This window comes from Streptomyces sp. NBC_00459, from assembly GCF_036013955.1.
GTDB lineage: Bacteria > Actinomycetota > Actinomycetes > Streptomycetales > Streptomycetaceae > Streptomyces.
Genome location: NZ_CP107903.1, coordinates 439,057 through 459,567, shown reverse-complemented (window position 1 = coordinate 459,567; position 20,511 = coordinate 439,057). Strand labels below are relative to the sequence as shown.

The following is a 20,511-nucleotide window of genomic DNA, read 5'->3' as shown; positions in this document are numbered from 1 at the left end:
ATGGCGGAAATGAGGATCGCGGGCCGCGACCGGTCAGGCGGACCCGGCTCGAACCCTGCCGGCGGTGATGCCGAACCGCTCGTGGAAGGTGCGGGAGAAGTACGCGACCGACGTGAAGCCGCACCGTGCTGCCACGTCCGACGTGCGCAGGCCGCCGGCCGGACCGGAGGTCAGCATGCTGTACGCCGCGTCCAGCCGGCGCGAGAGGATGTGTGCGGGCACGCTGGTGCCGGCGGCCGCGAACAGACGCGACAGGTGTCGCTCGCTGATGCCCGTGCCGGACGCGATGTCGGCCGCGCGGAGCGTCGGATCGGTGAAGTGCTCCTCGACGAACGTCCGAGCCGCCGCTCTGTGTGCCACCGGCAGGCCGACGTGGTCGGAGGCGCCGAGCACCGATACGAGTTCGACGACTGCCTGCTCGTCCGCCGGCACAGGGCGGTCCCGGCGGACCGCCCGCGCCGCGAGCCGGGCCAGGGCCCGACCGTGCGGGTTCTCGCCGGGGCCCACGTCGACGACGACGGGCGTGGGCAGGGACGTCAGGCCGGTGAGCGCGGAGAACTCCGAACGGGGAACCTTCACGGCCAGTTCCTCCAGCCCCCGGCCGAACCCGCGGAGAAAGGGACGGTCGGCGTCGCAGACGAGGAGCTGCCCGGGCCGCAGCACCCGACGGTGGCCGTCCTGCTCGAAGACCGCCTCTCCCGCAATGGTCATATAGACGGCGATCGCCTCGGTGGGTCTGGCCTCGACCAGCTCGGCAGAGCGCTCGACCACATGCCGGGTCCCCCGCACCCGGGCGAGATGGACCCGTTCGAGCTGGAGGTTCACCTCTACCGCCGCGAACGACCGGGCCACAGGCGGCCGACAGTCGAGGGCGATCAAGGACTCCGCGTTGTGCTGCTCCCAGAGTTCCACCTGACGTTCCGGCTCGAACTGCGCGGTGGCGAAGCGACGGACTCTGGGAATCCTGACGGCGCCGATCATGCTGCACCTGCCTGCTCAATACCGGTACCACCACAGTGCCCGTCCGCGGCACGTGTAGGCCAAGGGACGCAACGATACTCCGGCTCCGCGTGCGCTGCGGAGCTCGCCCGAGAGCCTGGTGCGGGACGTCGTCGCGGTTGCCGTACACGGGTTCGTCGCCGAGTCCGGCGCTCGGGCCCGATCGGCGTATCCGGAGTACGAGCACCGCAGGATGACCGAGGGCACGGCCGAACCGGGCCGTTCCGCCCGCCTCGTACACCGATTCGGCCAAGCAGTGAAGGGTCTCCGGAGACCACGGCGCGTTCTCGGCCGACAACAACGAAGCCTGTCGAACTCCTCGTCGTCGAGCCGTCCGACCCGGCGTCGTCTCCCGCGCCCGGAGCACAGGCTTGCAGGACGACGTGCAAGTCCTCGGCAGGGCGTTCTCGGGTTGCTCTCAAGCGGTTCCCGAGTGGTGGTCCAGAAGTATGTGCTACGCCAACCCTGTTTGGCAGAAGGTGCGGGCATGACAGCGACAAGGCACATTCAGGGGACTGCGGCACTCCGTCTCCACCACGGGGCCGAAAACCATCTTTTCATGGGCGTCCGTCAATATTTCGCCGGGGTTGCGTACCGCGTGCCCCTTTGTCTGTAGGGGGTCGCTCCGCCAGGCTCGCCGGGGTTCCACAGGCGTCCGCGTCGCCGACGCGGCGTCATCATGTGCCACAACACGGGAGGAACGCATACGTGGAGAACATCATGACGCCGGATGTGAAGATCGTCCGCTGGCCGGCCGAGTCGGGAAAGCTGGAGGGTTTCCGTATGCGGGGGTTGCCCTGCCTCATAGTGGTGGCCAGGGGTGCACGGGTGCCCGAGCTGGCGGGTGTGCACGAGGACTGGGTACGACAGCCCGTGGAAGCCTGGGAGTTGAAGACCAGGATCGCGTCACTGCATCTCAAGGCCACGTCCCAGAGCGCTCCTCCTGTGGTGGACGAGGACGGGTTACTCCGCTACGGCGGTGCGGTCCTGCCCCTGACGGTCTCCGAGGCGGCGGTGTTGCGCGGCCTCGTGCAGCGTCGTCCGGGGATGGCGAGCCGGGCCGACCTGGCGGAGCGGCTGCTGTCCGCCAACCGTTCCGCCAGTCAGAACGCCCTCGACCTGCACATGATGAGGCTGCGGCGGAAGGTCGTGTCTGTCGGGCTGGCCATAGAGACCGTGCGGGGGCGCGGGTTTCTCCTGACGACGGGGGCCGTTGCGGACCCGAGCGGTTGAAAGCCCTGGCGGACGGGTCCGGGGCAGGTGACGGCCGGGGCAGACGGAGCCCTGATGCCGGCCGAGGACGCGGGCAGCCGGGAACGGCCCGGGTCGACGAGGGCGAACGAGGGTGGACGAGCACCGCGTGGTCGTACCCGCCCGGGCCGGATGACCGGCGCACACGGGGACGCCCTGGCGTTCCGTGCGGCCGGTCACCCGGTGGTGCCGGGCCCTGTAGGAGCGTCATGGTCCGGTCATCGCGCCGGTTGGGCGGCGGAGTCGGGGGTTTGGGTGGCGCCGCCCGGCTGCGCGGCGGTGTCGGTGCCCGTGGGGGCGTCGATCCGGCCGGGCAGCCAGATCGCGGCGACCACGGCTGCCAGCACGAGCGCCCCGGCGGCCACGCCGAAGCTCACATGCATGGCCGACAGGTACGCGTCCTGGGCCGTGGCCAGCAACCCGGGGACCTGGTCGCGCGTCCCGGCCGGGAGCGTGCCCGTCTCCTGGAGTTCGCGGACGGCGACCATCGTGCCGCCCAGGGACTCCGAGGCGGCCTCCCGTGCACCCTCCGGGAGTACGTTGACGGCGCCGCCGAGCTCGTCCCGGTACCAGACGGACAGGATCGAGCCGAGGACGGCGACACCGAGCGCGGCGCCGATCTGCCGCAGCGTGTTGTTGACGCCCGCGCCGATGGCGGCCTGTTCGGGCGCCACCACGGCCATCGTGGTCGTCGTGGTCGTGCCCATCACCAGGCCGAGGCCGAAGCCGGAGACGCCCAGCAGGATCTCGTACCACCACAACGCCGTGTCGGCTCCGATGCCGGCCTGGCCGGTGAACGACAGGGCGAGCAGCAGCAGTCCGGTGGTGACGACGGCCTTGGGGCCGAAGCGCATGGCCAGCGGGTTGCTGAGGATGGCCGAGGCGACGGCGCCCACCGCCACCGGGAGCAGGATGAGGCCGAGTTCGAGAGGGGTGTGACCGCGGATGGCCTGGACGTAGAAGACCATCAGGAAGGTGCCGCCGGTCAGCGCGAAGAAGGAGAGGGAGAGGCTCGCGGTGCCTGCTGCGAAGGACTTGTTGCGGAACATCTTCACGTCGAGCGCCGGATGTGTCGTGCGGCTCTCGAACAGGACGAGCGCGGCCAGCAGGGCGACTCCCGCGACCATCGTGCCCAGGACCTCGGCACTGGTCCAGTCGTTGGTCTCGCCGCCGCGGATCACCCCGTAGACCAGCGAGCCGATACCCGTGATGGACAGCAGGACGCCGATGACGTCGATGCGTGGCCTGGTCGCCGAGCGGGACTCGGCGAGGACCACCAGGAGAAGGAGGGCGCAGACGGCGGCGATGGGGACGTTGATGAGGAAGACCGAGCCCCACCAGAAGTGTTCGAGCAGGAAGCCGCCGGCGATCGGGCCGAGAGCGATGGAAAGACCGCCCAGCGCCGACCAGATTCCGATCGCCTTGCCGCGTTCCTCCGGGGCGTAGACGTCATTGATCACCGCGAGGGTGGCGGGGGGCACTACCGACCCGGCCACACCCATGACACCGCGCCAGATGATGAGTTCCTGGGGCGTGTCGGCGAAGCCGGCGAAGGTGGATGCCGCACCGAAGACGACCAGTCCGATCACCAGGACGCGGCGGCGGCCGAAGGCGTCGGCGAGGATTCCGGAGGAGAACATCAGGGCCGCGTAGAACAGGATGTAGGAGTCCAGGGCCCATTGGAGTTCCGCGTTGGTCGCGCCGACGTCCTCCTGGATCGTCTGCAGAGCGACGTTGAGGATGGTGTTGTCCATCATCACCATCAGGAAACAGCAACCGAGGACCGTCATGATCAGTCCACGTCCCCGCACGGGCGCGCCCGCTGATAATGCCCCGCTCACTTCGCACCTCCGGTCAGAGGGGCGTCCCGCACCGGATGCCGCGCCCCATGTATCTACTACGTGAGCATAGTAGGTCGTGGGTGTGCGGGTGGGCGGCGATGGTGAAGTAATCGCGAAAGGCGCGGTTCGCCGGGTGCGTCCGGGAACTGCGCGGCGTCGACGGGCTGCCGGTCCGGATCCTGTGCGGTGCCGGCACAGCCGCGGTCGTCAGTGACGTACCAGCGGAGGCCTTCACCGAAGAGGCCGTCGCACAGCGGCTCGACGACATCACCGACCTGGAACGGCTGGCCCGCGACCATCACCAGGTGATCGCCGCGCTGGCCTCCCGAACCGCGGTACTACCCCTCCGGTTGGCCACGGTGTACCTCGACGACGACGGCCTGCTGAGACGTCTGCGCGCCGACGAGAGCCACTTCCGAACCACCTTGAACCAGCTGGAGGGCCACGACGAATGGGGTGTCAAGATCTACGCCCAGCCGCCGACCGCCGCCGACCCGCCCCCGCAGGACCGGCCACGCTCCGGGCGTGACTACCTGCGCGTGCGCCGCACAAGCCGGGACGGCCACGAACTCGCCCGGCAGACCGCCGCCGACCTCGGCGCACGAGTGGACCGTGCGCTCGTGGAAGCGAACCTGGCCGCCGACGTACGGCACCATCGTCCTCAGCCGGCCGCCCTGTCGGCGAAACCGGGGGAGAACGTCGTCAACGCCGCCTACCTCGTCCCGCGGAAGCACACGCGGAGCTTCCAGGACCGCGTGGAACTGCTCGCCGCCGGGACCACCGGTGTCCGACTCGAGATCACCGGACCGTGGGCCCCGTACTCCTTCGCCCCGCCCCCGCCGGAACAGGCCGGAACGGCGGACCCCACGATCCCGCAGACGACGACGTGACGGCCGGTGGCCCGCCGCAGGCGGAGGTCGCTCTGGTGGATCTCCTCGACCGGCTCCTGGCGGGCGGTGTCGTCATCACGGGAGACCTCAGCCTCTGTATCGCCGACGTGGAACTGGTCCGTGTCTCCCTGCGTGCCCTGCTCACCTCGGTCGAGGGAGCCACGGAAGGAATCCTGACGTGACATCGGACGGCGGGCCCGGCACCGGGCCGGCATCTCACTGCGGACAGTCCCCGGCCCGACGCCTGGACCTGGACAAGGACACGGTCGAACGTGACCTCGTCCGACTGGTGCTCACCGTCGTGGAGTTGTTGCGCCAGCTCATGGAACGGCAGGCCATCCGCCGGGTCGAAAGGAACAACCTGACCGAGGAACAGGAGGAACGCATCGGCATGACCCTCATGATCCTCGACGACCGCATGACCGAATTGCGCGAGCGGTACGACCTGAGCCCCGAAGACCTGAACCTCGACCTCGGCCCACTCGGCCCCCTGCTGCCGCGGCAGGAGGGCGCCACTGAGGTTCCTTCGCCGCGGGCTCAGTGACCGGGGCCCTCGTGCAGCAGCTTCTCGAAGCGTTCGCGTAGGTCGGGGACATTGCGGATCTCGTCGAGGAAGTGACCGACCGCGCTCACCCCGAAGTCGCGGATGACCTCGCGCACGGCCATCGCCGCCTCGTCCGTGACACAGGGGGCGTACGCGTAACCCCGGCCCGCCTTGGTGCGGTTGGCGGCGCCCTTCTCGGCGAGGCGGCTCAGCACGGTCATGACGGTGGTGTACGCCAGCGGGGTCTCACGGCCGGCGTTGAGCGCGCCGAGGACCTCCCGGACGGTCATCGGTTCGGGAGCCTGCCACAGAACCTCCATGATCTCGTTCTCCAGCGGGCCGAAGACGAGGCATTCCTGGGAGGCGCGGGATCGGTCGGCTGTCACCCCTTCAATCTACGGTGCCCGGGGCCCGAACGCCCAGTGGTGCCCGGACGGAACGGGACCGGTCCGGTGTCGTGCCGCCTCGCCTCGTGTCCGCGTGGGTGGCACCGGATGCGCGTTCTCTTTCAATACTCCGTCCTCTTCCTTTTCCCGCTCTGTCGATTCGCCGGTCCGTCCCCCGGCCGATTCCTAGGATGCGGTGAACGCCGACGCGGCGATTCGCTCTTGGGAATGTTTGACGGGAGAGGGAACCATGACTGTTTTCGAGTCGACCGAGGTAGCCGAGCGGGTTTTCGGCAACCTCTTCGAGATCCTGTTGAAGGACGAACAGTTCACTTCGCAGCTGCGCGCGAGCAACCTGTCCATCAGGCTGACCCACACCAACCCGGACTGCGTTGTCCATGTGTCCGCGGACGCGCTGACGGTCGGGGCCGACGCGCCCGAAGACGCGACGATCCGAATCAGGATGTCGTCCGACACCGCGCACCAGCTCTGGCTCGGGAAGCTCATGATGCCGACCGCCATCGCCACCGGAAAGGTACGGATCCGCGGCAAGGTCGCCCGCGTGCTGGAACTCGTCCCCATCCTGCGGCCCGCCTTCGACCGCTATCCCGAACTGGCGGCGAAGGAAGGGCTTCCCGTCTGAGAGCGCGGCATCTCCGGCGCCCCTACGGACCGTCCGGTACAGCACTTCGGCACTTTCCCAGGCAATCGGATCAGAGTTGTGGAGTTTCGAGACAGACATGATGAACACCGAAGAACTTGAGCTCAATTTCGATGTCCTTCCCGGCGAGGTGGAGAAACTCCGCCGCCAGGTACGGGAATTCGCCCGCGAGGTGGTCGCGCCCCGAGTGACGGACCTCGACACGGCGCCCGCCGACGACTTCGACTGGGACATGGTCGCCCAGGGGCACGCCCTGGGCCTCACCCGCGTCGCCGTGCCCAAGGAGTACGGCGGCCTCGGTCTCGGCATGATCGGCTGCTCGGTCGCGCTGGAGGAGGTGGCGTCCGTCTGCGCCGGCACCGCACTCATCTTCGGTGCCGCCATGCTCGGCCAGACCCCGGTGCTGCTCTCCGGCGACCCGCGGCTCCAGGCCCGCTTCCTGCCCATGTTCTCCGGCGACGCCCCGGTCCTGGCCTGCAACGCGGTCACCGAGGAGGAGGCGGGCTGCGACCTGATCATCCCGGCCAACGCGGTCCACGCCCGCGATGTGATGACCGCCCGCCGTGACGGCGACCACTACGTCCTGAACGGCAGGAAGAGGTTCATCACCAACGCCCAGGTAGCCGCGTTCGCCTCGGTGTTCGCCAACATGGAGGGCGCACCCGGCGCCACCGGCCTCACCTCGTTCATGGTGCCGCTCGACCTGCCCGGTGTGGTCCGGGGGCCGGTGGCCGACAAGATGGGTTACCGGCTCTGCCTCGGCAGCGAACTGGAGTTCCACGACGTCCGTATCCCCGCCGAGAACATGGTCGGCGAGGAAGGCGACGGCATGGCCATCAACATCGCACAGAGCAACATGGCCCGCGCGTCCGTCGCCGGGATCTCGGTCGGCGTGGCCCGGGGCGCCCTCGAGCAGGCCCTGGAGTGGTGCGACACCCGTGTCCAGGGCGGACGCCCCCTGCGCGAACACCAGTTCACCGCGGCCAAGCTCGCCGAGATGTCCGCGAAGGTCGACGCGGCGCGACTGCTGTATCTGAAGGCCGCCCACAAGGTCGACAACGAACTCCCCGCCCCGCAGTACGAACCGGCGGCGGCGAAGCTCTTCGCGGACCGTGTCGCCATCGACGTCGCCGACATGGCCATGTCCCTCACCGGAGCCCGCGGCTACGTGAAGTCGTTCGGCATGGAGAAGCGGCTGCGCGACGCCTACGGCGCGCGGATCTACGAGGGCACCCCCGAGGTGCTGGCCCTCGCCATCACCGAGAGCCTCTACGCCGAGGGGGAGCCGATATGACCGACGCGACCGACACAGCCGACGCGGTGGACACGGCGGAACAGTTACCGGCGGGGGAGCGGGAACGGTACGTCTCGGACATCATGCGGCTCCACTCGACCCTGGACTTCCGGTCGCTGCCCGACCATGTCATCGGCGACCCGCTCTATTCCGTGTACGACCCGAGGGACGAACTGATCACCCTCACGGTCGAGGACGACCAGCTCCCGCTGCGCTACCTCAACGGGATCATGGGGTTCAGGCTCGTGCAGTATCTGCGGCTGGGCTGGATGTCTCCCCAACTGGTGTACGAGCGGGCGGTGTTCCGGGAGACCGTCCGCCACCCGGAGGGTGTGCAGAACGTCCACACCGTCAGTCTGTGCACCCGGACGGGCCGTATCCGCGGCTACATCAGCCTCGGCTGCTCCCAGGACCCGGTCCCGATGCCGCTCGACCACCCCGACCGCGGCCGGTTCTCCACCGAGGCGGCGCACGACATCGACCTGCTGGGCCGGTTCGCGGCCGAGGGCCTGGGCACCCACCAGGCCTTCGAGATCAAGCGGTTCGTACGCGACCTCGAACTGCCGCCCGGCGCCGGCACCGAACGTGTGCCCTGGCATCTGCTGCTGGGCCTCGGCCGGGTCATCTCCGCGTCCGGCGACCGGATGCGCCTCATGCTGGGCGACGCCAAGGAGAAGGTGGCGATACGGCACTTCCGGCTCACCGGCTTCGACCTCCAGATCGACCGGGGCACCTCGCCCCGGCTGCCCGAGACAGACCTCATGGCCCCCATCTACGACCAGGACGTCATCGCCGTTCCCTTCGTGGCGCCGGTCCACGCCGACCTCGGCGACTACATGGACCTCATCGAGGACTACCTCGGCGCCGGACCGGACGCGATGACGCTCATGGAACTGGTCGCGGCCATGAGCGCCCGCAGGTCGGGCGCGTACCGCATGAAGGAGGCGTCGTAGATGAGCAGTAGTGGTGCCGAGACGCAGGAGAAGGTCTTCTACGGGGAGCTGACCACCCGTAACAAGGGCGTGGTCAGCACGGGGGAGCAGGCCGTACTGCGGGGCGCGACCGTGCTCGTCGCCGGGTGCGGGTCCATCGGCGGGGCCGCCGTGGAGCCGCTCGCCCGGCTGGGAGTGCGCTCCTTCGTACTGGCCGACCCGGGCACGTACGAGGTGAACAACCTCAACCGGCAGAGCGCGGCGGCCACCGACGTCGACCGCAACAAGGCCACGGTCGCCGGTGAGCGGGTGGCGGCCATCAATCCGCACGCCCACGTCAGGGTCTTCCCGGAAGGGGTCGGCGAGGAGACGGTCAAGGAGCTGGTCGGCGACTGCGACGTCATCGTGGACGGCGTGGACGTGACCACCATGGACGGCTGGCGGGCCAAGCACCTGCTCCACCGCGTCGCCGTGGAACGGCGGCTGCCGCTCGTCACCGGGTGGGACATCGCGGGCGCCCAGTACGTGCGCTGCTACGACTACCGGTACATCAAGGAGCCGTTCGACGGCGCGATCGCCGAGGCCGATCTGGACCGGCTGACCTCCTGGCAGCTGCTGCTGCGGGCCGTGCCACTGCGGTACGTGCCGGTGGAGATGCTCGTCGAGGTGAGGGCGAACCTGGGGCGGCCCGACTACAGCTTCCCCCAGGTCACCTATGTTGCCATGGTGTTCGGCGCCATCACCTCGCACATGGTGGTGAAGCTGCTCTCCGGGGCGACCGTGCGCCCGGAGGTGTACATCGACGTGCACCAGCAGGCCCGCTCGACGCGGCGACGGGTGGCCACCCGGCTGCGCCGGGCCGCCGCGCTCGCCGCCCTGGCACCGGGGCTGCTCAGGCTGGCCCGCGGCCGGAAGGGGAACTGACCCGATGTCCGACCTCCACGAGATGACGGCGCTCGAACAGGCCGCGGCCATCGCCGAGGGCGAGCTGTCCCCGGTGGAACTAACCGACCACTACCTCGGTCGGATCGAGGAAGCGGACCGGGAACTGGGCGCGTACCTCACGGTGACCGCGGAACTCGCCCGGTCCCAGGCCCAGCGTGCCGAGCGGGAAACGGTGCTGGCGCGTCGGGACGGTACCCGGCTGGGAGCGCTGCACGGCGTACCCGTACCGATCAAGGACCTCGTCCAGGTCGAGGGGGTGCGGTGCACCTGGGGTTCGGCGGTCTTCGCCGACCACGTCAGCGACACCGACGACCATGTGGTCACCCGGCTGCGGGAGGCCGGCACGGTGATGCTGGGCAAGACCAACACGGCGGAGTTCGGTCTGCCCTGCTACACCGAGAACAGGCTCGGTCCGCCGACCCGTCATCCGCTGAACCCCGGGCGGTCGCCCGGCGGTTCCAGCGGCGGAGCGGCGGCGGCCGTCGCCGCGGGCCTCGCACCCCTCGCGCACGGCACCGACGCCGGCGGCTCGGTACGTATCCCGGCCTCCGTCTGCGGTCTGGTCGGACTGAAGCCGAGCCGGGGCCGGATCAGCAACGGACCCTGGCGCCCCGACGTCACGGGACTGTCGGTGCACGGCGCACTGGCCCGTACGGTGGCCGACGCGGCGGCGCTCGTCGACGTGATGTCCGGGCCGATGCCGGGTGACGTGTACACCGCGCCGGCGCACCCCGGGGGCGTGTCCCTGCTGGAGCACGCACGCCGGGAGCCGCGTGTCGTGCGGGTCGCGGTGCTGAAGGAGCCCATGGTGCCCGGCGCGATACTGCACCCCGACTGCGAGGAGGCCCTCGACAACACCGCCGCGGCCCTGGCCGCCCTGGGCCACGAGGTGGAGGAGCTGGAGATGCCGCCCGACGGGGGTGTCGTCGAGGCGTTCACCCGGGTCTGGTCGGTGGAGGCGGCGTCGTACGAGGTGGAACCGGGGCGCGAGGGTGAGCTGATGCCCTTCACGGCCTGGCTCAGGGAGGTCGCCGCCGGGGTGTCCGCGCGGGACTACCACACGGCGCTCGCCACCTTCCGGGGCCTCGGGCAGATGCTCACGGACCTGCTCTTCGCCTCCTACGATGTGATCCTCTCCCCGGCGCTGGCCGAACCGCCCGTGCGGATCGGGCAGTTGCGCGACGACGCCGATCCGGCGGCCGAGTTCGCCAGGATGACCGCGTTCATGCCGTACACCGGGGTCTACAACCTCACCGGCATGCCGTCGATCACCGTTCCGCTCAGCCGGAACTCCGGGCGTCTGCCGATCGGTGTGCTGCTGGGCGCGCGGTACGCGAACGAGGCACTGCTGGTGTCGCTCGCGGCTCAGTTGCAGCAGTCCGCGACGACGTACTGACATCCGGGGACCAGAAGGTTCCCTTCCTTTCGGTCATTGTCTGGCGTGTATTCGACCCTCATTTCATTGCCGGCGTTCACGGTTCGGTCGCAAAGTCAAGTCGGAGTAAAATCCAGACCGAAGGGAATCCACATTTTGTCCGGTTCTCGATAGTTCTGTGGGAGGGGGTACCCCTCGCGTACCCCCTGTATTCCTTTGTCTTTCCGGGTTGTGCGGCTCGGTACAGTAACCCCGTCACCTTGGGGAGAGGTGGCGATCCGGGGGAGGATGGGGGATGTTGGTGGAACTTAATGTTCTCGGCACGCTCGAAATACGTGTGGGTGGGAAATACGTGGTTCCCTCCGCACCGAAACTCCGACAGATATTCGCATTGTTGGCCATGCGGGCCAACACTGTCGTGACGGTCTCCGAAATCGTCGAAGAGGTCTGGGCGGGAGTGCCCCCGAAAAGTCTTTCCACCACTCTGCAGACCTATATTCTGCAGCTGCGGAAAATGCTGAGGGAGGCGCGATCCGAGGCCGTCGGCCCGGAGCGGGAGACCGATTGTGCCGAAGGGTTCATCGTGACCTACGACGGGGGATATCTCTTCAGCGCTCCGCAGTCCATGCGGAAGGACTTCGAGGAATTCACGAGTTCCGTCGAGACCGGGCACCAGTACATGCGAAACGGAAAAAACGCGGAGGCTGCCGAACTGCTCGGCGAGGCCCTCGCACTGTGGCGCGGCAACGTACTCGTCGACGTCCGGCGCGGTTCGGTGCTGGACGCCTGCGCGGTCAAACTGGAGGAGGTGCGCCTCTCCGCGCAGATCCTGCGCCTGGACGCCTGCCTCGGACAGGGCGGAGACCTGCATCTCATCCCCGAACTGAACGAGTTGGCCGGACTCCATCCCCTGAACGAGACGCTGCAGTACCAGCGGATGATCGCCCTCTACCGGTCGGGCCAGGTCGCCGAGGCGCTCAGCAGCTACCGGGCCTTCTACTCGGAGGTGATGGAGCAGGTGGGGATAGAGCCCTCCACGCATCTGAGGGACCTGCAGTCCGCCATCCTGAACTCCGCCCCCGCGCTGTCCGCGGTGGCGACCTCCGAGGAGATCCGCCGGGGCGTCTCGGGTGACGACGGCGACACCGGAGCGGGGCGACCGGGCCGGAACGGTGTGGAGCCATGGCGCGGCGGGGAAAGGCGCCACGGCCTGGGTGATGAGTGGCCGACCGTCGTCCGGATCTCTCCCGGTGGCCACCTCCGTCGTTCGCCTCCGCCGGTCCAGTGGAGAACGCAACCGAAGGCGGCGAAGCCGTTCTCACCGTCCGGGACGCCGGCATCCCGGGGCGTACGCCGGATCACCCTGGACGCCGCGGGCATCCCCCTGTCCGCGTTGCTCAGCGAACCCGTCGGGACACCCGCCCGAGCCGTCGTGGTCGCCGTCCACAACAGCGGCACGAACGCCGACTACTTCGACGGCCGGGCCCACCCCCAGCTGTCACTCATGACTCTGGGCGCGGCACTCGGCTACACCGTCATCGCGGTGGACCGCCCGGGCTACCGCCTCTCCGCCGCCCAACTGCCCCACGGGCTCGGCCTGATGGACCAGGCTGTCGCCCTGCGTGACGCCCTTGACGACTTCTCCTCGCGGTTCGCCACGGGCTCCGGTCTCTTCCTGGTCGGCCATTCCTACGGCGGCAACGTGGCGTTGGCCACCGCCGCCGACCACACCCCACCCGGGCTGCTCGGCCTCGACATCTCCGGCTGCGGCCACGAATACGCCGTCGATCCGCACGAGGTGTCCGTCCTGCTCGACCGGGGCCGGTCCGCGAAGAACTGGGGCCCGCTGAGCCTCTACCCGCCCGGCACGTTCAGTGGTGCACGCTGCAAGGCCGAGGACATGCCGGCCCGGGAGCGGGCCGAACTCGCGAGCCGACCCGGACTGTTCCGCTCCGTCGCGCCGCGCGTCCGGGTCCCCGTGCGGCTGACGTTCGCCGAACACGAGGCGTGGTGGCGGCAGGACGCCGACACGCTGGCCGACCTGGCCGCGCAGTTCGTCGCCGCCCCCCGCGTCACCGTCGACCGCCAGCCGGACGCCGGCCACAACATCAGCCTGGGCTGGGCCGCCCGTTCGTACCACCTGCGCGCCCTGGCGTTCCTGGAGAGCTGCCTGGTTCCCCGTGAGACGACCCACGCCGAACGGCCCGCTGCGGTGTCCTGAGCGGGGGCGGCAGGCAGCGGCGCTCAGGGTCGTGGCCGCCCGTGGCTGCTCCCGCCTCTCAGGACCGGGCGCTGCTGGTGGCCGCGTACGGGCGCGGCGGCCTGAAGCTGAGGCAACTGGGGGTTCCTGTCGGGGTGCCGACGTCGGTGACGGGACCGTCCCGTCGGCCACCTCAGGCAGGAACCCCCGCGCTCCCGCAGTACACCCCGGGTCCTTCCGCGTACTCCGAGCCGCGCCCGGCCCGAGGCAGGTCATCCCGTCTGTCGGCGGGCCCGCCTCACCTCGCGGTCGACAGCCCAGGCGTCAGCGACCGGCCCGAGGTGGCCGAGCTTGTCCGGGTTGATCACCGACCGGATGGTCTGGATCTGCCCGTCGAGCACATCGAGGGCCAGGATGTGGAGCACCTTGCCGTCCCGGTCGCGGAAAACCGCTCCGGGCTGGCCGTTGACCTCGTGCGGCTCGAAGGTCACGTCGATCCGGGCCATCAAGGGGAAGACGGAGGCGAGCAACCGGGCCACGTTCTCGGCACCGAGCACAGCCCTGGCCAGCTGCGGGGCCTTGCCGCCGCCGTCCCCGACCATGGACACGTCGGCGGCGAGCAGATCCTGGAGGCCGACGAGATCACCTTCGCGGAGGGCGTCGAAGAACCGCGTCGCCAGTTCCTGCCGCTCCTGACAGTCCGCTGCGAACCGTGGCCGTCCGGCCTGCATGTGCCTCCGCGCCCGTACCAGGAGTTGTCGGCACGCCGCCTCCGACCGTCCCACCGCTGTGGCGACCTCGTCGAAGCCGAAGCCGAACACCTCCCGCAGCACGAAGACCGACCGCTCCAGCGGACTGAGCCGCTCCAGGAGCAGCAGCGCGGCCATCGACACCGAGTCGGCCAGTTCCGCCGAGCGTGCCGGATCCTGATAGGGATCGCTGAGCAGCGGCTCGGGGAACCACGGCCCGACGTACTCCTCCCGCCGCACCCGTGCGGAGCGCAGCACGTCGATCGAGATCCGCGTCACCGTGGCGGACAGGAAGGCCTTGGTCGACGTGGGCCGGGTCGCCGAGCCGTCGAAGCGCAGCCAGGTCTCCTGCACCGCGTCCTCAGCGTCACCCACGCTGCCCAGAATCCGGTAGGCGATCGAGAACAGCAGCGCCCGCAGCTCCTCGAACTCCTCGACCTTGTTCACGCCGACTCCCCCTCGTGGTCCGCCCGCGCGACCGTACTCGTCGGCGCGGGCATCTTCTGATGATCATCCGATCCATCGGGGGCGCGAAACAACGCCCTCGGGCCGGTTCGCGACGTCCGGGTCAGTGGAACTGGCCGACCTCGTAGTCGCCGGCCGGCTGCTGGGTGATGATGTTCAACCGGTTCGCCGTGTTCATGAAGGACACCAGGAACACCAGGGCGATGAGCTGCTCCTCGTCGTAGTGCTCGGCGGCACGAGCCCAGACCTCGTCGCTGACCCCGCCGGCCGCGTCCGCGACCCGGGTTCCCTGCTCCGCCAGCTCCAGCGCGACGCGTTCCGCCTCGGTGAAGACCGTGGCCTCCCGCCACGCCGCCACCAGGTGCAGTCGCACCGGGGCCTCCCCGGCAGCGGCGGCGTCCTTGGTGTGCATGTCGACGCAGACGGCGCAGCCGTTGATCTGGCTCACGCGCAGCGCCACCAACTCCTGCGTCGCGCTGGGCAACGGGGATTCCTTGAGCGCCTTGCCCGCCGACATGAAGTGCTTGAGGGCCTTGCCGGCGTTCGGGCTGGTGAAGAAGTTCAGTCGCGCGTCCATCGTGTGCTCCTCCGCGGTCGTCAGTGGCTACACCCCCTGAGACGAGGTAGCCCGACGCCCTGTGACATGGAGGTGTGTGACCCATGTCTCCGGGCGGCCCGGTCGCTGAGGTCTCCGATCACGGTTTCGGCGGCGTCGTCGGACGGGGTCTCAGTTGATGACGACCGGTGTGGCCCGGTGGTAGCGGGGTCGGCCGACCGGGAGACGACGAAGGCGGCGATGTCCGCGCGGGTCATGGCCGAGCCGACCTCCTGATGGACGGCGGCGTGACCGCGGCACCGCGCACCGGCGAACTCACCACGCCGTAACGAACCGAGAGCAGCGGACGTGAACCCGCCCGGAACCGCGCCCGCAACCGGTCTGCTCGTACATCCCTCGCTCAGCGAGGAGGGGACGTGATGCGCGGTTACGGCGTGTCGGACCCTGCCTGGGATGCTGTTGAAAGCCGTCATGCCCGTCATGCCGACTGAGCGGTCTGATCGGGAGCGTTTCCGACCTTCCACTGTGGCGGGAACTTCGGCAGTATCGCCGCCAGGACGACGGCTACCACCGTCAGCGACGTGAGCGCGATCACCGGCACCGTGTAGCTTCCGGTCGCGGTCTGCACCGCGCTCACAAGGAACGGCGACATGCCGAGCGACAGGGTGGAGATGGCCAGCGTCAGCCCCTGCAACTGTGCGAACGAGGCGAGGCCGAAGTACCGCGCGATGAGGAAGGGGCCCAGCGACGACTCGGCGCCGGTGGCGAAGCCGAGGAAAATCATGGCGATGAAGAGCAACGGCATCGAGCCGTGGTTCACGAGGGCGATCACGAGCCCCACCGGCACCGCCGCGAGCATCGGAACCACCACCAAGGGCCGGTCGGTCCTGTCCAGGACCATCCCACCGACGAGAAGTCCGACGACCGACGCGGCGAACAGCGCGGACAAGGACAGTGAGACCGTCGCCTCGGTGAATCCGCGCTCACTGAAGAATCCGACCGCGTTCTGCCGCACCGTCATCGGGCCGGCTGCCGCGAAGGCGAGGGAGACCGTGATGGAGATCCAGACCCGCGTCCGGACCGCCCTGGGCAACGGGACACCCGGAAGACGCGGCAGCTGTACGTCGGGCCCGGTCGCACGCGGTGCCGTCGGCTCCGAGATGAGGAACATGGCCGTGGGGATCGCCACGAGTGCGATGACCGCAGCCACCAGCAGGTAGGCACCCTTCCAGCCGAGTCCGGCGCTACCGCTGATCAGCCACTGGAACACGGGTGAGAACACGGCGGCGGCCACGCTGGACGCGACGCCGATGAGAGCGAATCCGACGCCCTTGTGCTGCGGCAGCCAGGTCGAGACAACCTTGAAGACGACAGCGAGCCCTGACATGAAGCCGAACGTGGACGCCAGGATCAGCACGACCGCCAGCATGGGCACGCTGGACCCGCACAGCGGGACGAGGGCGGTCAGTCCGGCGTAGAGGACAGCGGAGGGGACCGCGACCCTGCGCGCGCCCAGCCGATCCACCCAACGGCCCGCGAAGGGCAGGGTGATCGGCCCGATCAGTAGCGGGAAGGTGACGAACACAAGGATGCCGGCGGATTCGGCGGCGCCCGTGTCCTTGGCGAACGACGGCACGACGAACGTCGTCATGGCGGAGAGACCGGAAGGACTCACCAGCATGAGGAGGAGACAGCCGGCCAGCGCGGCCCTGGCACGCGGTGGAGCATTCCAGAGGTCGGCGAGATAGGACTTCCAGCCTGCTTCGGACGAAGGCGGGACGGTGTCGTCCGTCGGCACGGAAGTGGTCATGGGAAAGCCTCCGTTACGGATGCGCCGCGGCCCCATTGGCGCGGCGGCTATTGCAGAGGGCGGCTCGATCGGTCACGGGCACGGCGGCGGGGAGGCGTCGGCGGCGATCGTGTTGCTTGGAGTGACCTGGGTTTCAACTGGTGTCAACTGGTGACTTGGGTCTGCTGTCTTGCATCTGCTGTCTTGCGTTGGCCGTTGGGTCCGGCCGACCGCATGTGGGCCAGGAAGGAGAGGCCTGCGGTACGCCGGTCGCGGGTTCCGTTTCTGCCGCAGGCCCCTCCTCAAGTGCTGTGACTTCGTCACCCGGCCGGTGGCACCGCTGCCCGCCTCACCGGTCGATGGCGCTCCGGCGCGAATACGAGCGGAATCGGTTCACGCGGGGCGCGGCACCGGGCCGGGGAAGCTGCCGTTGGCCGCGTTCGGGGGCAGCTTCGGGGGAGTGGGCGAGCTGAGGGCGGCCAGCACCGGCAGCGGCTCCAGCCCGAAGATGTCCCGACCGTTGATCTCGGCCATCGGATCGATCCGGAACGCGCCGTGGGTCGCCAGCACATGCACGTCCCGAACGAACCGCTGGATCGGGTTGGACAGGCCGACGGTCGAGGAGCCCAGCGTCAGTTGGAGTCCGTCGATCACGCTGAGACACGCGTGGATCTGATGGACGAGATCCATCGTGATCTCCGGTTCCTCCCACGGGTGGAAGTCCTCGCCCGCCATCGCGCGTCGGTCGATCTCGTCCACCTGGCGCTCGATGACCGATGCGGCCGTGTTGATGACGGCCCTCGCCTTGCCCGCCACGACCTGTGTGGAGGCCATGGCGGCCATGTTCGGATACGGCAGATTGAACGGCGGCCGCTTGGCGGCCTGCTCGACGAAGGCGTCGAGTGCGCCCTCGGTCATGCCCAGTGCGAGCGCCGCGAACGCCGTCGTCGTGGCGACCATGGTTCCGATCGCGGAGTGCATGAACCCGACTCCCTGGTACTTGCCGCGCAGGGCGTCCATGCGCGCGGGCATGTCCATGGTGTGGATGACCCGGTACTCGGGGACGAACACCTCCTCGTCGGCCCGCACACTGTTGCTCGACGTGGCACTCATGCCCATGACCTGCCAGTCGTCGACGATCGTGTACTGGTCCTGGGAGAGGAGCCCCATCGCACGACGCCGTTCTCCGGTGTCGGGGTCGTCGTACTCGAAACCGACCGAGCCCCACTTCGCGATCTTGCAGCCGCTGCCGAACGCCCAGCGGCCCTTCACCATCCAGCCGCCTTCGACCTTGCGCCCGTCGCCGACCTTCGGCGCGAAGACGGTGGCTCCGAACAGGAGCGGCCCCTGCCAGGTCTCGATGTCGGCGAAGACCTCGTCCTTCACACGGTCGTCGAGTGCGAGCGCGCTCCGGGACGCGCTGGAGACGATCACCGTCCAGCCGGCCGAGCCGTCGACGCGTCCGAGCTCACGCACGACCTCGGTGGTGTCGCGAGCGCCGAGTGCGAACCCGCCCAGTTCCAGCGGGACGGTGATGCGGAATACGCCGATCTCGTGCAGCACCGAGACCGTCTCGGGTGCGAGTGCGCCCAGCAACTCCCCCTCGCGGGCACGTTCGGCGAGTCCGGGCGCCGCCGCGCGCACCGCGTCGCGCATACGCCGTCCCTCCTCGCTGAGATAGGGCGACTCGGGGAACCTGCTCACTTTGGGCAACGTCATGGTCATCTCGGTTCTCTTTCTTCGTCCTTGGGCATCGCCGGACGCGTTCTTCACTGCGCAAGGGCGCGGCGGCGGACGGCGGTGCAGAGGCATCTCGGCCGGCGGTACGGCTACGGCTACGGGTTTGGGGCGGGGCCTTCGTGTTCGGGGAGAGCGACCCGGACGGCCTCGAACTGGCCTGCCTCATCGGGGAGTTGTGCGTTCGCTGCGCGATGGGGAGCGTGTGGCGGCGCGGCCGGAGCGGGCGTTGCGGCGAGGATCCGTGACTGGGCCGGGCTCGCCTCTCAGTTCCCCGGCAGTGGCGCGGCCATCTTGCGGAAGGCACTCCAGTGCTCGGCGAGCTTGCCGTCGCGCACGCGGAACACGGTCAGGATGTACCAGTCGTAGGTCTTGCCGGGGCTCACCGGGTCCGGCGTCGGCGCTTTCATCATGACGCAGGCCAGATCGCCCTCCAGGACCACGTTCACCACTGGCGGCGGAGTGCCGTTGCCGGTCGGAACGTGGCGGAAGTGCTCTATGAGGTTGTCGAGGCCGTTGCCGGGCGTGTTTGGGTCGTGCTGGATGTAGTCCTCGACGATGTATCGCCTCATCACGTCAACGACGTTCTCCTGCACCGAGCCGTCGCGCACCATCCGGGCGAGGTCCGCCTCGAAGTCGACGAGCAGACGCTTGATGGCGGTCCGCTCGGGCGTGTCGGCCTGTGCGACGGCGGACTTGTAGTCCTCGCGGTCGAGCCAGGTCTCGTACAGCGCGGGATCGGTGATGTGCGCGATGCCGTCGATGACGGTGAAGTCGTTCATGCGCGGATGGGCTCCTTGTCTCGGGTCGAATCTGTTGGGTCCAGGAGGCGGCGCCCGTTCTGTTCCGCCGACTGGTCGATGCGGATCGCACCGTGCGAGGTGAGGACGCGGACGTCCCGGACGAACCGCTGAACGGGGTTCGACAGGATCGCGGTGGGTGAGCCGATCGTCGTCCGCAGGAGGTTGATCGCGTCCTCGCACCTGCTCGCCGCACGTACGCGACGGAGAGGCTGATCTCGAACTCCTCGGGCGGGGTGCAGTCGTGAGGGGCTTGTGTTCGGCCGCCTGCCCAGAGAAGCGGTCGAGTGCTTTCCGCGCCGTCCCCAAGGCGATCGCGGTGTTCGCGAGTGACGCGCAGAGCAGCAGCGCCAGGCCGCGTTGTGCGAGACCGGCACCTGCGCAACGGCCGCGCACCTGCCGCAGCCTCAAGGGGCAAGCCGGCGAGGTCGATGAAGAGGTGCGACGGGACGAACACCTCGTCCTGTAGGCGAAGGCTGACGATGGCCGGCCCGTCTCAGGCGGGTACGGCCGACCGGTCACCGTCGTCGAGGCGCCGGAAGCGGCTTCCGTGGAAGACCAGGGGCTCGGCCGGCGGCAGCGCCCACAGCCGGTCTATCTCCAGCAGGGCGATGGTGTGGTCGCCCGCCGGGAGTTCGGCGCGGAGCGTGCAGGCGTACCAGGTGACCGCCCCGGGAAGCACTACCGCTCCTTCTCCGGTCGTTTCCCAGTGGACCTCGGCGAACCGGGTCTCCTCCGGGCCTGCCAGGGCGCGGCACACCGCGCCCTGCTGCTCGCCCAGGACGCTCAGGCCCAGCCGCGGCAACTGCCTGAGCTTCGGCCAGGTGCGGGACGAGGTCTGGAGGCACACCGAGACGAGGGGCGGAGCCATCGACACGGAGGTGAAGGAACTCACCGCCATTCCTACGGGACCGTCGTCCATCGTTCCGCACACCGCGATCACCCCGCTCGGGTAGGTGCCGAACGCCTCCCGCAGGGCCTGCGGGTCCGTCGGCGCCACCGGCGTGGGCTGCGGATGGAGGCCGGAGCCCGAACTCACGAGCCCATGGGGCCCGTGCTCATTGATCGACATGGTCACCACCTTCTTTCTTCACTGC

Annotated in this window: 20 protein-coding genes and 1 pseudogene; 11 read left to right on the top strand and 10 right to left on the bottom strand. The window is 69.2% G+C overall.

The annotated features are described in order from the left end of the window. Window positions 1–33: 33 nt before the first annotated feature. Window positions 34–981, bottom strand: a complete 948-nt coding sequence (locus tag OHN74_RS01780) for a helix-turn-helix domain-containing protein (protein WP_327692710.1) — start codon at window positions 979–981, stop codon at window positions 34–36. Window positions 982–1,707: 726 nt separating this feature from the next. Here OHN74_RS01780 and OHN74_RS01775 point away from each other — a divergent pair. Continuing rightward, on the top strand, window positions 1,708–2,232 hold the full coding sequence (locus OHN74_RS01775) for a winged helix-turn-helix domain-containing protein (protein ID WP_327692709.1): 525 nt from the start codon (window positions 1,708–1,710) through the stop codon (window positions 2,230–2,232). 236 nt (window positions 2,233–2,468) lie between these two features. On the opposite strand, the gene OHN74_RS01770 is transcribed toward OHN74_RS01775, so the two are convergent. Continuing rightward, complete coding sequence (locus tag OHN74_RS01770) at window positions 2,469–4,040, bottom strand: MFS transporter (protein WP_327692708.1); 1,572 nt, start codon at window positions 4,038–4,040, stop codon at window positions 2,469–2,471. A gap of 197 nt (window positions 4,041–4,237) precedes the next feature. Here OHN74_RS01770 and OHN74_RS01765 point away from each other — a divergent pair, with 197 nt between their 5' ends. From OHN74_RS01765 to OHN74_RS01755, 3 genes are all read left to right on the top strand, one after another. Further along, window positions 4,238–4,981 carry a GvpL/GvpF family gas vesicle protein gene (locus OHN74_RS01765; protein WP_327699947.1) on the top strand — a complete coding sequence of 248 codons (744 nt, stop codon included), beginning with the start codon at window positions 4,238–4,240 and terminating at the stop codon, window positions 4,979–4,981. Continuing rightward, entirely contained in the window at window positions 4,978–5,163 is a 186-nt protein-coding gene (locus OHN74_RS01760; RefSeq protein ID WP_327692707.1) for a gas vesicle protein, read from the top strand. The genes OHN74_RS01765 and OHN74_RS01760 overlap by 4 nt, the downstream gene beginning before the upstream one ends. Before the next feature lie 62 nt (window positions 5,164–5,225). Next, the gene (locus OHN74_RS01755) at window positions 5,226–5,525 is read left to right on the top strand and encodes a gas vesicle protein K (RefSeq protein WP_327699946.1); all 300 of its coding nucleotides are present in this window, start codon (window positions 5,226–5,228) and stop codon (window positions 5,523–5,525) included. Here the strand turns inward: OHN74_RS01755 and OHN74_RS01750 are convergent. Beyond that, the gene (locus tag OHN74_RS01750; protein WP_327692706.1) at window positions 5,519–5,911 is read right to left on the bottom strand and encodes a BlaI/MecI/CopY family transcriptional regulator; all 393 of its coding nucleotides are present in this window, start codon (window positions 5,909–5,911) and stop codon (window positions 5,519–5,521) included. The two genes, OHN74_RS01755 and OHN74_RS01750, sit on opposite strands and share 7 nt — an antisense overlap. A gap of 250 nt (window positions 5,912–6,161) precedes the next feature. Here OHN74_RS01750 and OHN74_RS01745 point away from each other — a divergent pair, with 250 nt between their 5' ends. The 7 genes and pseudogenes from OHN74_RS01745 to OHN74_RS01720 all read left to right on the top strand — a co-directional run bounded on the left by OHN74_RS01745 (window position 6,162) and on the right by OHN74_RS01720 (window position 13,339). Continuing rightward, window positions 6,162–6,554 (top strand): SCP2 sterol-binding domain-containing protein, encoded by a 393-nt coding sequence (locus OHN74_RS01745; RefSeq protein ID WP_327692705.1) that lies wholly within the window; start codon window positions 6,162–6,164, stop codon window positions 6,552–6,554. A gap of 97 nt (window positions 6,555–6,651) precedes the next feature. Next, on the top strand, window positions 6,652–7,866 hold the full coding sequence (locus OHN74_RS01740; protein WP_327692704.1) for an acyl-CoA dehydrogenase family protein: 1,215 nt from the start codon (window positions 6,652–6,654) through the stop codon (window positions 7,864–7,866). After that, window positions 7,863–8,819, top strand: coding sequence for a hypothetical protein (locus OHN74_RS01735; protein ID WP_327692703.1), 957 nt, complete (start codon window positions 7,863–7,865; stop codon window positions 8,817–8,819). Before OHN74_RS01740 ends, OHN74_RS01735 begins: the two co-directional genes overlap by 4 nt. Continuing rightward, complete coding sequence (locus OHN74_RS01730; RefSeq protein ID WP_327692702.1) at window positions 8,820–9,722, top strand: HesA/MoeB/ThiF family protein; 903 nt, start codon at window positions 8,820–8,822, stop codon at window positions 9,720–9,722. Between the two features lie 4 nt (window positions 9,723–9,726). Then, the gene (locus OHN74_RS01725) at window positions 9,727–11,139 is read left to right on the top strand and encodes an amidase (RefSeq protein ID WP_327692701.1); all 1,413 of its coding nucleotides are present in this window, start codon (window positions 9,727–9,729) and stop codon (window positions 11,137–11,139) included. Between the two features lie 274 nt (window positions 11,140–11,413). Beyond that, window positions 11,414–11,638, top strand: a pseudogene (locus tag OHN74_RS42805) (AfsR/SARP family transcriptional regulator); the annotation flags it as partial. Between the two features lie 63 nt (window positions 11,639–11,701). Next, the gene (locus OHN74_RS01720; RefSeq protein WP_327692700.1) at window positions 11,702–13,339 is read left to right on the top strand and encodes an alpha/beta fold hydrolase; all 1,638 of its coding nucleotides are present in this window, start codon (window positions 11,702–11,704) and stop codon (window positions 13,337–13,339) included. 251 nt (window positions 13,340–13,590) lie between these two features. Here the strand turns inward: OHN74_RS01720 and OHN74_RS01715 are convergent, their stop codons facing one another. The 7 genes from OHN74_RS01715 to OHN74_RS01685 form a co-directional block, all read right to left on the bottom strand. Next, a complete protein-coding gene (locus OHN74_RS01715; RefSeq protein ID WP_327692699.1) occupies window positions 13,591–14,514 on the bottom strand; it encodes an RNA polymerase sigma-70 factor in 924 nt (307 codons plus the stop codon). A gap of 121 nt (window positions 14,515–14,635) precedes the next feature. Then, window positions 14,636–15,109 carry a carboxymuconolactone decarboxylase family protein gene (locus OHN74_RS01710; RefSeq protein ID WP_327692698.1) on the bottom strand — a complete coding sequence of 158 codons (474 nt, stop codon included), beginning with the start codon at window positions 15,107–15,109 and terminating at the stop codon, window positions 14,636–14,638. Window positions 15,110–15,566: 457 nt separating this feature from the next. Continuing rightward, window positions 15,567–16,898, bottom strand: a complete 1,332-nt coding sequence (locus OHN74_RS01705) for an MFS transporter (protein ID WP_327692697.1) — start codon at window positions 16,896–16,898, stop codon at window positions 15,567–15,569. Window positions 16,899–17,270: 372 nt separating this feature from the next. Then, a complete protein-coding gene (locus tag OHN74_RS01700; protein WP_327692696.1) occupies window positions 17,271–18,581 on the bottom strand; it encodes an acyl-CoA dehydrogenase family protein in 1,311 nt (436 codons plus the stop codon). Window positions 18,582–18,880: 299 nt separating this feature from the next. Beyond that, window positions 18,881–19,396 carry a nuclear transport factor 2 family protein gene (locus OHN74_RS01695; RefSeq protein WP_327692694.1) on the bottom strand — a complete coding sequence of 172 codons (516 nt, stop codon included), beginning with the start codon at window positions 19,394–19,396 and terminating at the stop codon, window positions 18,881–18,883. Beyond that, window positions 19,393–19,791, bottom strand: coding sequence for a hypothetical protein (locus tag OHN74_RS01690; RefSeq protein WP_327692693.1), 399 nt, complete (start codon window positions 19,789–19,791; stop codon window positions 19,393–19,395). Before OHN74_RS01690 ends, OHN74_RS01695 begins: the two co-directional genes overlap by 4 nt. A 119-nt stretch (window positions 19,792–19,910) precedes the next feature. Further along, the gene (locus OHN74_RS01685) at window positions 19,911–20,486 is read right to left on the bottom strand and encodes a flavin reductase family protein (RefSeq protein ID WP_327692692.1); all 576 of its coding nucleotides are present in this window, start codon (window positions 20,484–20,486) and stop codon (window positions 19,911–19,913) included. Window positions 20,487–20,511: the final 25 nt, after the last annotated feature.